8 protein-coding genes are annotated in these 13,645 nt (G+C 49.1%); 1 reads left to right on the top strand and 7 read right to left on the bottom strand.

Annotated features, from left to right (window positions below; all coding sequences use genetic code 11):
- Positions 1-26 precede the first annotated feature (26 nt).
- Genes NX720_RS15765 through NX720_RS15755 form a run of 3 tightly spaced genes read right to left on the bottom strand, consistent with a single transcriptional unit; the run spans position 27 to position 4,503 of the window.
- Positions 27-2,447, bottom strand: coding sequence for a C2H2-type zinc finger protein (locus NX720_RS15765; RefSeq protein WP_262595778.1), 2,421 nt, complete (start codon positions 2,445-2,447; stop codon positions 27-29).
- Between the two features lie 50 nt (positions 2,448-2,497).
- Positions 2,498-4,114, bottom strand: coding sequence for a C2H2-type zinc finger protein (locus NX720_RS15760; RefSeq protein WP_262595776.1), 1,617 nt, complete (start codon positions 4,112-4,114; stop codon positions 2,498-2,500).
- On the bottom strand, positions 4,102-4,503 hold the full coding sequence (locus NX720_RS15755) for a hypothetical protein (RefSeq protein ID WP_262595775.1): 402 nt from the start codon (positions 4,501-4,503) through the stop codon (positions 4,102-4,104). The genes NX720_RS15760 and NX720_RS15755 overlap by 13 nt, the downstream gene beginning before the upstream one ends.
- A 112-nt stretch (positions 4,504-4,615) precedes the next feature.
- Here NX720_RS15755 and NX720_RS15750 point away from each other — a divergent pair, with 112 nt between their 5' ends.
- On the top strand, positions 4,616-5,941 hold the full coding sequence (locus NX720_RS15750) for an IS701 family transposase (RefSeq protein WP_262595774.1): 1,326 nt from the start codon (positions 4,616-4,618) through the stop codon (positions 5,939-5,941).
- A gap of 29 nt (positions 5,942-5,970) precedes the next feature.
- Here the strand turns inward: NX720_RS15750 and NX720_RS15745 are convergent, their stop codons facing one another.
- The 4 genes from NX720_RS15745 to NX720_RS15730 all read right to left on the bottom strand — a co-directional run bounded on the left by NX720_RS15745 (position 5,971) and on the right by NX720_RS15730 (position 13,631).
- On the bottom strand, positions 5,971-6,291 hold the full coding sequence (locus NX720_RS15745; protein ID WP_262595773.1) for a hypothetical protein: 321 nt from the start codon (positions 6,289-6,291) through the stop codon (positions 5,971-5,973).
- A 50-nt stretch (positions 6,292-6,341) separates the two neighbouring features.
- Positions 6,342-8,516 (bottom strand): C2H2-type zinc finger protein, encoded by a 2,175-nt coding sequence (locus NX720_RS15740; protein WP_262595771.1) that lies wholly within the window; start codon positions 8,514-8,516, stop codon positions 6,342-6,344.
- 50 nt (positions 8,517-8,566) lie between these two features.
- On the bottom strand, positions 8,567-11,125 hold the full coding sequence (locus tag NX720_RS15735) for a C2H2-type zinc finger protein (protein ID WP_262595769.1): 2,559 nt from the start codon (positions 11,123-11,125) through the stop codon (positions 8,567-8,569).
- Between the two features lie 79 nt (positions 11,126-11,204).
- Entirely contained in the window at positions 11,205-13,631 is a 2,427-nt protein-coding gene (locus NX720_RS15730; protein WP_262595768.1) for a C2H2-type zinc finger protein, read from the bottom strand.
- Between the last annotated feature and the right edge of the window lie 14 nt (positions 13,632-13,645).

Below are 13,645 nucleotides of genomic sequence, written 5' to 3'. Positions count from 1 at the left end.
TTGGGTGGTTTTGGCGGGAGTGTAGACTATTGCTGTGGTGGTTGTTCTGTTGGGGATTCCTTGTGTTGAGTGCGCTTGTGTCTTGCGAGGTGTTCGAGTCGAGAAAATCTCTTTTGACACACATCGCACTCATAAGGCTTCTCTCCGGTGTGGGTGCGCTTGTGTCTTGCTAAGTTTCCGGAATGAGCAAATCTCTTTTGGCACTTATCGCACTCATAAGGCTTATCCCCGGTATGGTAGCGTCTGTGTTTTGCTAAGTTTCCGGATCGAGCAAATCTCTTTTGGCACTTATCGCACTCATGAGGATTCTCTCCGGTGTGGCTACGCCTGTGTGCTGCTAAGTTTCCAGAAGCAGAAAATCTCTTTTCACACACATCGCACTTATAAGGCTTCTCCCTGGTGTGAGTGTGTTTGTGTACTTTGAGGTGTCCGGATTGAGTAAATGTCTTTTTACACACATCGCACTCATAAGGCTTCTCTCCGGTGTGGGTGCGCTTGTGTCTTGTGAGGTCACTGGAGTGCATAAATCCCTTTTGACACACATCGCACTCATGAGGCTTCTCTCCTGTGTGGGTGAGCTTGTGTCTTGTGAGACTTCCGGAATTAGCAAGCTCCCTTCCACACACATCACACTTATATTTTTTGTTTTTTGCCCCGGCTCCGCTATGATCGCCATCACCGTCGGGCACCACAACCGGTTTGTTTTTATAGTCCCAGTAAGGTTCTCCATAGCTCAGCCAGAGTCCTTTGCCCTCCGGGATATCCTCTGTTGTCACGACCATAACCACGGGGAAATCATCCATATAAACAATAATGAAACTGACGTTTTGCTCTAAAGTACCGGTATTGTCGTCGGCATTGCTGGTGACGGTACAGTCGTTAACGCAGGAAAAAATATTGCCGTCGTCATAACCTGAAAGCCAGTACATTTCCTGACAATCATCCGCGGCTTTCTCTCCTTCTTTTTTGTAGTCACAGTTAACGGAATAGGATATTTGCTGGTCTAATGTACCACACTCCGGAGACGGGGCATTCTCATCTATCAACCAGAGAGAGCCCCGGTAATGTCCCAGCACAGTACCCTTGGACAGTTTTTTGGCGGCTACTACATGCTTTTGCCCGTCCAGAGCCTGGTAAGGGTCGCCCTCGTTTGCCTCGTACCGCACCTCTCTGACCAGACCTTCGATGTGCGCCTCTCTTTCTTCATTGGTTTTATTAATATATTCCAATATCCTGTTTTTCAGTTGCTGTCGCTTTTTCTTAGTAAAAAGTTTCCAGAATGCCGGGGCACCCAGAATCTTGCAATTTGTTTTGAAAGGCGGTTCTGGCGGTTTTCTGGTAATACCGCTTTCCGGCTTGATGATAAACAGTTCAGCACTTGTCAAGACTTTTCTTTCACCAAATGCAATGACATTTTCTTCCTGTTTTATGGGGATATCCGGTATCACGGGATAACCCCCGGTCTGCGGATTTGTGACACTCTGCGGGCTCTCGCTATCACTGGTGCTGGTGCTGAGTTTTCTTTTTTTGCTCTTCGTAGCTGCTGGTTTATCAACGGGCGGAGGATTTCTTTTGGAACCATTGGACAGGTCAACCATGCTCCCCGATGGCAGGGAAACAGGAGTGCAGGCAGAAAGGTTATTGTCGGGAGTCAGCACAACTTTTCTTCCCTCCATCTTGTCCGTAAAAAACCAGAACGTTTCATCCTGCGGGGCCGAACGGTGTGCCAGTGAGTAATGGAACCTGACGGGCGCTCGCAGCTCCTTTATTTTCTGCTCCTGCCTTAACACTTCGTCCGGTTTTTCAGGGGCTAACCTTGACATGGCGTTTGTCCAGCATCTTGTTCGCCGGTCTATCTCTTCAGACTTTCTCCTTTGCCGGGACAGGTACTCCAGAATGGCTCTGTACTGTTGTTCATATTGTTTTTCTGGCAGGACAGAGATATCCCCCTGAAAGGGAGCAATGGCCAGGTCTGTTCCCCCGGTGGTCTGCACCTGCAAAACCGACGCAAACCCGGTCACCTGCACAGACTCCCCACTGTGACTAAACTGCAGTGTGGCTCTTAACCCGGTCAGCAGGGCATTGGGGTCGTGGCAGCGCAGATGCCGGTTCATGTCGGAAAGCGTGGTGGCATTACACGCATCCTGCCATGTGAAGACTGCCGGCTCAGTGGTCAGTACACTAAAACCGTCGTCTTCTACCAGGATAACCACCGCTGCCGATCTTTTTGAAACCGCAACTTTTTCATCCATAGCGGATTTAAGCACGGGTTGTTGCTGAAGCCAGAGCCTTGAAGCAACATGGGCAATCCCGCCCTGATGTACAGAAGCTGGTGTTACCCATTCTCCGCGGGTATTGTCCACCATGACAGCCAGCCACAGCAGAAACACCACTGCCAACCTTTTTTTTGAAAACACAAAGACTGAAGCGTTATTTTTTTTACCCATTACGGAGTCATTAGAATTGGGCTATTGGGTGGTTTTGGCGGGAGTGTAGACTATTGCTGCGGCGGTTGTTCTGTTGGAAGGTTCTTGTGTTTGGTGCGCTTGTGTCTTGCGAGGTTATTGGAGTAAGTAAATCTATTTTCACACACATCGCACTCATAGGGCCTCTCTCCGGTGTGGGTTCGTTTGTGTGCTGCTAAGTTTCCCGGGTTAGAAAATCTCTTTTGACACTCATCGCACTTATAAGGCTTCTCCCCGGTGTGAATGCGTTTGTGTATTTTGAGGCAATTGAGTTGATTAAATCTTTTTTTACACACATCGCACCCATAAGGCTTTTCCCCTGTGTGAATGCGTTTGTGTCTTACGAGGTCTCCGGTCTGAGTAAATCCCTTTCCACACACATCGCACTCATAAGGCTTCTCCCCTGTGTGGCGGTACCTGTGTCTTATGAGGCTTCCGGATTGAGTAAATTCTTTTTCACACACATCGCACACGTGCTCTTTGTTTTTTGCCCTGGCTCCGCTATGACCGTCATCACCGTCGGGCACCACAACCGGTTCGTTTTTATAGTCCCAGTAAGGTTCTCCATAGCTCAGCCAGAGTCCTTTGCCCTCCGGGATATCCTCTGTTGTCACGACCATAACCACGGGGAAATCATCCATATAAACAATAATGAAACTGACGTTTGGCTCTACAGTACCGGTATCGTCGTCGGCATTGCTGGTGACGGTACAGTCGTTAACGCAGGAAAAAATATTGCCGTCGTCATAACCTGAAAGCCAGTACATTTCCTGACAATCATCCGTGGCTTCTTCTCCTTTGTAGTCACAGTTAACGGAATAGGATATTTGCTGATCTAACGTACCACACTCCGGAGACGGGGCATTCTTATCTATCAACCAGAGAGAGCCCCGGTAATGCCCCAGTACAGTACCCTTGGACAGTTTTTTGGCGGCTACTACATGCTTTTGCCCGTCCAGAGCCTGGTAAGGGTCGCCCTCGTTTGCCTCGTACCGCACCTCTCTAACCAGACCTTCGATGTGCGCCTCTCTTTCTTCATTGGTTTTATTAATATATTCCAATATCCTGTTTTCTAGTTGCTGTCGCTTTTTCTTAGTAAAAAGTTTCCAGAATGCCGGGGCACCCAGAATCTTGCAATTTGTTTTGAAAGGCGGTTCTGGCGGTTTTCTGGTAATACCGCTTTCCGGCTTGATGATAAACAGTTCAGCACTTGTCAAGACTTTTCTTTCACCAAATTCAATGACATTTTCTTCCTGTTTTATGGGGATATCCGGTATCACGGGATAACCCCCGGTCTGCGGATTTATGACACTCTGCGGGCTCTCGCTATTACTGGTGCTAGTGCTGGTGCTGAGTTTTCTTTTTTTGCTTGGTTTATCAACGGGTGGAAGATTTCTTTTGGAACCATTGGACAGGTCAGCCATGCTCCCCGATGGCAGGGAAACAGGAGTGCAGGCAGAAAGGTTATTGTCGGGAGTCAACACAACTTTTCTTCCCTCCATCTTGTCCGTAAAAAACCAGAACGTTTCATCCTGCGGGGCCGAACGGTGTGCCAGTGAGTAATGGAACCTGACAGGCGCTCGCTGCTCCTTTATTTTCTGCTCCTGCCTTAACACTTCGTCCGGTTTTTCAGGGGCTAACCTTGACATGGCGTTTGTCCAGCATCTTGTTGCCGGTCTATCCCTTCAGACTTTCTGCTTTGCCAGGACAGGTACTCCAGAATGGCTCTGTATTGTTGTTCATATTGCTGGTCGGGCAGACCCGGGCTATCCCCCTGAAAGGGAGCAATGGCCAGGTCTGTTCCCCCGGTGGTCTGCACCTGCAAAACCGAGGCAAACCCGGTCACCTGCACAGACTCCCTGCTGTGACTAAACTGCAGTGTGGCTCTTAACCCGGTCAGCAGGGCATTGGGGTCGTGGCAGCGCAGATGCCGGGTCATGTCGGAAAGTGTGGTGGCATTGCACGCATCCTGCCATGTGAAGACTGCCGGCTCAGTGGTCAGTACACTAAAACCGTCGTCTTCTACCAGGATAACCACCGTTGCCGATCTTTTTCTCGAGTTTAGAGAATTATAAGTACTAACGTTTTGTATTTTTTGATGCCGAAATAGGTTAAGCAACCGCTTCATCTACCAGGAAAAAGCGGCTGCCATGCTCACTTCAGATCAGAAAGTAATCCTTCGCGAGCTTTCTTTATATACGACATTTCTTGCAAAAGCGCTATCACCACTTGCGGTACCAACGTTCTGTGAGTTACTTCTGGGTGGCATGCTTTCTGGCGAAGGCTTTGTTACACAAGCCCTTCTGACGATCCACTACGAAAATTTCTGGAACAGCTACCATCATTGGGTCTCCCAAGGTAAGTGGCGTTGGCGAGACCTGGCGCATCGTCTGATATTGCTGGTCAGTTCTAAAGTGCCCGACGGTCAGACCACTACCCTGATTCTCGACGACCTGACACTCGAACGTTGCTCTGACAAAGCACCGGCATGCCGAATACATCACCAACACAGCAAGAAAAAGAACCGGTGTACTTATCTCCTTGGTCAATGCTGGGTCTTTCTGGCTATTCCTTTCCAGAGACCATCAGACAAGGTGCATACTGCGATTCCAGTGATGGCTTTTCCATCACCTAAGTCAGGCAACATCAGCAAGCTTAAAATTGCCAAGGCCATGCTGAAATCTTTACGACAGACTCTTCAGGGACGAGCTTTGCGCCTGCTCACTGACTGCTGGTTTATGAATCGCACCATGATGCAGCCCGCACTTGAACTTGGGTATGAGGTCATTGGTCATATCCCCAAAAACCGGGCACTTTATGCGCTTCCAGTCGATGCACTTCCTCCCTCTCCTTTCAAAAGGAAAGGCCGCAAGCGCAAGTACGGTGTCAAAATGACGCCTGAGGAGGTAGAGAAATTACCAGAGACCAAGATGACTCTCTGGCTTTACAGAAAGAACCGGACTGTCTCTTTTCGTTCCTGTATTTGCCGGGCTCGTTTTTTGAAAGGCCGTATTGTCCGAGTCGTCTGGAGTCGTTTTGAAAACGACAAGGGACAAACAGAAACCAAACTGTTTCTGTCCACCAATCCTGACCTGAAAGCCGATGAAGTGCTATTAGTCTACTCGCTCAGGTGGCCTATAGAGCCTATGTTCCAGCAACTTAAGCACGAGTTTGGATGCAAGCATTTATGGCAGCAGAAACTCAGAACGCTGTTACGATGGATGCACATTAAAATGGCAGGGTATGCGCTGGTGCAATTGCTGACCATTTGTCAAAATCCAGCGGCCATTGCGCTGGCCAAAACTGCCTGGAGGAATCCCCATACAGTCACGGCCGGAATGCTTAGGCGCGCGCTGTTTTGGATTATTCCGCAGTTTCGAATTCGTGGCTGCTGGAACCGATATGAGCAAAAATTAGAGCTTAAATTGCCGGATAAAAACGAACGTTCGGATAGTTTTTTTGGAAAAGCGACATAAATGAACTCAGAACCAATGATTTAAACGGTTCAGGCAGGTTTAAATTGTGTGCCTGACGAGATGGGCTGCGCCGACGCTAAATATTTTACCGAACGTTCATGTTTTAAGAACTCTAAACCTGAGGATCTTTTTGAAACCGCGACTTTTTCATCCATAGCGGATTTAAGCACGGGTTGTTGCTGAAGCCAGAGCCTTGAAGCAACATGGGCAATCCCGCCCTGATGTACAGAAGCTGGTGTTACCCATTCTCCGCAGGTATTGTCCACCATGACAGCCAGCCACAGCAGCAACACCACTGCCAGCATTTTTTTTGAAAGCACAAAGACTGAAGCGTTATTTTTTTTGCCCATTGTGGAGTCCGTAGAATTGGGCTATTGGGTGATTTTGGCGGGAGTGTAGACTATTGCTGTGGCGGTTGCTCTGTTGGAAGGTTCTTGTGTTGGGTGCGCTTGTGACTTACGAGGTGTACGAGTCGAGAAAATCTCTTTTGGCACTTATCGCACTCATAAGGCTTCTCTCCGGTGTGGGTGCGTTTGTGTCTTATGAGGTCTCCGGATTGAGTAAATCTCTTTTGACACACATCGCACTCATAAGGCTTCTTCCCGGTGTGGCTGCGCTTGTGTCTTGTGAGAGTTTCGGAACGAGCAAACTTCTTTCCACACACATCGCACTCATGAGACTTCTCTCCTGTGTGGGTGAGCTTGTGTCTTGTGAGACTTCCGGAATTGGCAAGCTCCCTTCCACACACATCACACGCACATTTTTTGTTTTTTGCCCCGGCTCCGCTATGACCGTCATCACCGTCGGACACCACAACCGGTTCGTTTTTATAGTCCCAGTAAGCTTCTCCATAGCTCAGCCAGAGTCCTTTGCCCTCCGGGATAAACTTCGTTGTCACGACCATAACCACGGGGAAATCATCCATATAAACAGTGATGAACCTGACGTTTGGCTCTACAGTAGCGGTATCGTGGTCAGCATTACTGGTGACGGTACAGTCGTTAACGCAGGAAAAAATATTGCCGTCGTCATAACCTGAAAGCCAGTACATTTCCTGACAATCATCCGTGGCTTCTTCTCCTTTGTAGTCACAGTTAACGGAATAGGATATTTGCTGATCTAACGTACCACACTCTGGAGACGGGGCATTCTTATCTATCAACCAGAGAGAGCCCCGGTAATGCCCTAGTACAGTACCCTTGGACAGTTTTTTGGCGGCTACCACATGCTTTTGCCCGTCCAGAGCCTGGTAAGGGTCACCCTCGTTTGCCTCGTACCGCACCTCTCTGACCAGACCTTCGATGTGCGCCTCTCTTTCTTCATTGGTTTTATTAATATATTCCAATATCCTGTTTTTCAGTTGCTGTCGCTTTTTCTTAGTAAAAAGTTTCCAGAATGCCGGGGCACCCAGAATCTTGCAATTTGTTTTGAAAGGCGGTTCTGGCGGTTTTCTGGTAATACCGCTTTCCGGCTTGATGACAAACAGTTCAGCACTTGTCAAGACTTTTCTTTCACCAAATTCAATGACATTTTCTTCCTGTTTTATGGGGATATCCGGTATCACGGGATAACCCTCGGTCTGCGGATTTGTGACACTCTGCGGGCTCTCGCTATTACTGGTGCTGGTGCTGGTGCTGGTGCTGAGTTTTCTTTTTTTGCTCTTCGTAGCTGCTGGTTTATCAACGGGTGGAGGATTTCTTTTGGAACCATTGGACAGGTCAGCCATGCTCCCCGATGACAGGGAAACAGGAGTGCAGGCAGAAAGGTTATTGTCGGGAGTCAGCACAATTTCTCTTCCCTCCATCTTGTCCGTAAAAAACCAGAACGTTTCATCCTGCAGGGCCGAACGGTGTGCCAGTGAGTAATGGAACCTGAAAGGCGCTCGCTGCTCCTTTATTTTCTGCTCCTGCCTTAACACTTCGTCCGGTTTTTCAGGGGCTAACCTTGACATGGCGTTTGTCCAGCATCTTGTTCGCCGGTCTATCACTTCAGACTTTCTCCTTTGCCGGGACAGGTACTCCAGAATGGCTCTGTATTGTTGTTCATATTGCTGGTCGGGCAGACCCGGGCTATCACTCTGAAAGGGAGCAATGGCCAGGTCTGTTCCCCCGGTGGTCTGCAGCTGCAAAACCGAGGCAAACCCGGTCACCTGCACAGACTCCCCACTGTGACTAAACTGCAGTGTGGCTCTTAACCCGGTCAGCAAAGCACTGGGGTCGTGGCAGCGCAGATGCCGGGTCATGTTGGAAAGTGTGGTGGCATTGCACGCATCCTGCCATGTGAAGACTGCCGGCTCAGTGGTCAGTACACTAAAACCGTCGTCTTCTACCAGGATAACCACCGCTGCCGATCTTTTTGAAACCGCGACTTTTTCATCCATAGCGGATTTAAGCACGGGTTGTTGCTGAAGCCAGAGCCTTGAAGCAACATGGGCAATCCCCCCCTGATGTACAGAAGCTGGTGTTACCCATTCTCCACGGGCGCTGTCCACCATGACAGCCAGCCACAGCAGAAACACCACTGCCAACATTTTTTTTGAAAGCACAAAGACTGAAGCGTTATTTTTTTTGCCCATTGTGGAGTCCGTAGAATTGGGCTATTGGGTGATTTTGGCGGGAGTGTAGACTATTGCTGTGGCGGTTGCTCTGTTGGAAGGTTCTTGTGTTGGATGCGCTTGTGACTTACGAGGTGTGCGAGTTGAAAAAATTTCTTTTGGCACTTATCGCACTCATAAGGCTTATCTCCGGAATGGTAGCGCCTGTGTTTTGCTAAGTTTCCGGAGTCAGTAAATCTCTTTTGGCACTTATCGCACTCATAAGGCTTATCTCCGGTGTGGGTGCGCTTGTGTCTTACTAAGTTACTGGAGCAAACAAATCTCTTTTGACACACATCGCACTCATAAGGCCTCTCTCCTGTGTGGTGGCGCCTGTGTTTTGTCAAGTCTCCGGAAGCTGCAAATCTCTTTGGACACACATCGCACTTATAAGGCTTATCTCCGGTGTGGGTGCGCCTGTGTCTTACGAAGTTACTGGAGCAGGCAAATCTCTTTTGACACAGATCGCACTCATGAGGCTTTTCCCCGGTGTGTCTGAGCCTGTGTGCTGCCAAGTTTCCGGAGTTAACAAATCTCTTTTGACACACATCGCACTCATAAGGCCTCTCCCCAGTATGGGTACGTTCGTGGTCTTTGAGGTGATTGGGTTGAATAAATCTCTTTTTACACACATCGCACTTATAAGGCTTCTTCCCGGTGTGGCAGAACTTGTGTCTTGTGAGAGTTCCGGAACGAGCAAACTTCTTTCCACACACATCGCACTCATGAGACTTCTCTCCGGTGTGGGTGCGTTTGTGTCTTACGAGGCTTCCGAAATGAGCCAACTCCCTTCCACACAAATCACACTTATATTTTCTGTTTTTTGCCCCGGCTCCGCTATGATCGTCATCACCGTCGGGCACCACAACCGGTTCGTTTTTATAGTCCCAATAAGGTTTTCCATAGCTCAGCCAGAGTCCTTTGCCCTCCGGGATATCCTCTGTTGTCACGACCATAACCACGGGGAAATCATCCATATAAACAGTGATGAAACTGACGTTTGGCTCTACAGTAGCGGTATCGTGGTCAGCATTACTGGTGACGGTACAGTCGTTAACGCAGGAAAAAATATTGCCGTCGTCATAACCTGAAAGCCAGTACATTTCCTGACAATCATCCGTGGCTTCTTCTCCTTTGTAGTCACAGTTAACGGAATAGGATATTTGCTGATCTAATGTACCACACTCCGGAGATGGGGCATTCTCATCTATCAACCAGAGAGAGCCCCGGTAATGTCCCAGTACAGTACCCTTGGACAATTTTTTGGCGGCTACCACATGCCTTTGCCCGTCCAGAGCCTGGTAAGGGTCGCCCTCGTTTGCCTCGTACCGCACCTCTCTAACCAGACCTTCGATGTGCGCCACTCTTTCTTCATTGGTTTTATTAATATATTCCAATATCCTGTTTTTCAGTTGCTGTCGCTTTTTCTTAGTAAAAAGTTTCCAGAATGCCGGGGCACCCAGAATCTTGCAATTTGTTTTGAAAGGCGGTTCTGGCGGTTTTCTGGTAATACCGCTTTCTGGCTTGATGATAAACAGTTCAGCACTTGTCAAGACTTTTCTTTCACCAAATTCAATGACATTTTCTTCCTGTTTTATGGGGATATCCGGTATCACGGGATAACCCTCGGTCTGCGGATTTGTGACACTCTGCGGGCTCTCGCTATTACTGGTGCTGGTGCTGGTGCTGAGTTTTCTTTTTTTGCTCTTCGTAGCTGCTGGTTTATCAACGGGTGGAGGATTTCTTTTGGAACCATTAGACAGGTCAACCATGCTCCCCGATGGCAGGGAAACAGGGGAGCAGGCAGAAAGATTATTGTCGGGAGTCAACACAACTTTTCTTCCCTCCATCTTGTCCGTAAAAAACCAGAACGTTTCATCCTGCGGGGCCGAACGGTGTGCCAGTGAGTAATGGAACCTGACGGGCGCTCGCAGCTCCTTTATTTTCTGCTCCTGCCTTAACACTTCGTCCGGTTTTTCAGGGGCTAACCTTGACATAGCGTTTGTCCAGCATCTTGTTCGCCGGTCTATCTCTTCAGACTTTCTCCTTTGCCGGGACAGGTACTCCAGAATGGCTCTGTACTGTTGTTCATATTGCTGGTCGGGAAGACCCGGGCTATCACTCTGAAAAGGAGCAATGGCCAGGTCTGTTCCCCCGGTGGTCTGTACCTGCAAAACCGACGCAAACCCGGTCACCTGCACAGACTCCCCACTGTGACTAAACTGCAGTGTGGCTCTTAACCCGGTCAGCAGGGCATTAGGGTCGTGGCAGCGCAGATGCCGGGTCATGTCGGAAAGCGTGGTGGCATTGCACGCATCCTGCCATGTGAAGACTGCTGGCTCAGTGGCCAGTACACTAAAACCGTCGTCTTCTACCAGGATAACCACCGTTGCCGATCTTTTTGAAACCGCAACTTTTTCATCCATAGCGGATTTAAGCACGGGTTGCTGCTGAAGCCAGAGCCTTGAAGCAACATGGGCAATCCCGCCCTGATGTACAGAAGCTGGTGTTACCCATTCTCCGCGGGCACTGTCCACCATGACAGCCAGCCACAGCAGAAACACCGCTGCCAACATTTTTTTTGAAAACACAAAGACTGGAGCGTTATTTTTTTGCCCATTGTGGTGTCCGTAGAATTGGGCTATTGGGTGATTTTGGCGGGAGTGTAGACTATTGCTGTGGCGGTTGCTCTGTTGGAAGGTTCTTGTGTTGGGTGCGCTTGTGTTTTGAGAGGTTACTGGAAATAGTAAATCTCTTTTGACACACATCGCACTCATAAGGCCTCTCTCCGGTGTGGGTGCGCTTGTGTCTTGTGAGGCCTTCGGAGCGAGCAAATCTCTTTTGACACACATCGCACTCATAAGGCTTCTCTCCGGTATGGTAGCGCCTGTGTTTTGTCAAGTCTCCGGAAGCTGCAAATCTCTTTTGACACACATCGCACTCATAAGGCCTCTCTCCTGTGTGGTGGCGCCTGTGTTTTGTCAAGTCTCCGGAAGCTGCAAATCTCTTTTGACACACATCGCACTCATAAGGCCTCTCTCCTGTGTGGTGGCGCCTGTGTCTTGCGAAGTTACTGGAGGAGGCAAATCTCTTTTGGCACACATCGCACTCATAAGGCCTTTCTCCGGTGTGGGTGCGCCTGTGTTTTGCCAAGTCTCCGAGAACAGCAAACCTCTTTTGACACACATCACACTCATAAGGCTTCTCTCCGGTGTGGGTGAGCTTGTGCCTTACAAGGTTTCTGGAATTAGCCAACTCCCTTCCGCACTCATCACACACCCATTTTTTGTTTTTTGCCCTGGCTCCGCTACGACCATCTTTATCTTCGGGCACCACAACCGGTTTGTTTTTATAGTCCCAGTAAGGTTCTCCATAGCTCAGCCAGAGTCCTTTGCCCTCCGGGATATCCTCTGTTGTCACGACCATAACCACGGGGAAATCATCCATATAAACAATAATGAAACTGACGTTTGGCTCTACAGTAGCGGTATCGTGGTCAGCATTACTGGTGACGGTACAGTCGTTAATGCAGGAAAAAATATTGCCGTCGTCATAACCTGAAAGCCAGTACATTTCCTGACAATCATCCGCGGCTTTCTCTCCTTCTTCTTTGTAGTCACAGTTAACGGAATAGGATATTTGCTGGTCTAACGTACCACACTCAGGAGACGGGGCATTCTCATCTATCAACCAGAGAGAGCCCCGGTAATGTCCCAGTACAGCACCCTTGGACAGTTTTTTGGCGGCTACTACATGCCTTTGCCCGTCCAGAGCCTGGTAAGGGTCGCCCTCGTTTGCCTCGTACCGCACCTCTCTAACCAGACCTTCGATGTGCGCCTCTCTTTCTTCATTGGTTTTATTAATATATTCCAATATCCTGTTTTCCAGTTGCTGTCGCTTTTTCTTAGTAAAAAGTTTCCAGAATGCCGGGGCACCCTGAATCTTGCAATTTGTTTTGAAAGGCGGTTCTGGCGGTTTTCTGGTAATACCGCTTTCCGGCTTGATGATAAACAGTTCAGCACTTGTCAAGACTTTTCTTTCACCAAATTCAATGACATTTTCTTCCTGTTTTATGGGGATATCCGGTATCACGGGATAACCCCCGGTCTGCGGATTTGTGACACTCTGCGGGCTCTCGCTATTACTGGTGCTGGTGCTGGTGCTGAGTTTTCTTTTTTTGCTCTTCGTAGCTGCTGGTTTATCAACGGGTGGAGGATTTCTTTTGGAACCATTGGACAGGTCAGCCATGCTCCCCGATGGCAGGGAAACAGGAGTGCAGGCAGAAAGGTTATTGTCGGGAGTCAACACAACTTTTCTTCCCTCCATCTTGTCCGTAAAAAACCAGAACGTTTCATCCTGCGGGGCCGAACGGTGTGCCAGTGAGTAATGGAACCTGACGGGCGCTCGCAGCTCCTTTATTTTCTGCTCCTGCCTTAACACTTCGTCCGGTTTTTCAGGGGCTAACCTTGACATAGCGTTTGTCCAGCATCTTGTTTGCCGGTCTATCTCTTCAGACTTTCTCCTTTGCCGGGACAGGTACTCCAGAATGGCTCTGTATTGTTGTTCATATTGCTGGTCGGGCAGACCCGGGCTATCACTCTGAAAGGGAGCAATGGCCAGGTCTGTTCCCCCGGTGGTCTGCACCTGCAAAACCGAGGCAAACCCGGTCACCTGCACAGACTCCCCACTGTGACTAAACTGCAGTGTGGCTCTTAACCCGGTCAGCAGGGCATTAGGGTCGTGGCAGCGCAGATGCCGGGTCATGTCGGAAAGCGTGGTGGCATTGCACGCATCCTGCCATGTGAAGACTGCCGGCTCAGTGGTCAGTACACTAAAACCGTCGTCTTCTATCAGAATAACCACCGTTGCCGATCTTTTTGAAACCGCAACTTTTTCATCCATAGCGGATTTAAGCACGGGCTGCTGCTGAAGCCAGAGCCTTGAAGCAACATGGGCAATCCCGCCCTGATGTACAGAAGCTGGTGTTACCCATTCTCCACGGGTATTGTCCACCATGACAGCCAGCCACAGCAGAAACACCACTGCCAGCATTTTTTTTGAAAGCACAAAGACTGAAGCGTTATTTTTTTTGCCCATTACGGAGTCATTAG

The organism is Endozoicomonas euniceicola, assembly GCF_025562755.1.
GTDB classification, from domain to species: Bacteria; Pseudomonadota; Gammaproteobacteria; order Pseudomonadales; family Endozoicomonadaceae; genus Endozoicomonas_A; species Endozoicomonas_A euniceicola.
Note: the sequence above shows the minus strand (reverse complement) of the source record. Positions and strands in the feature narration are given on the sequence as shown.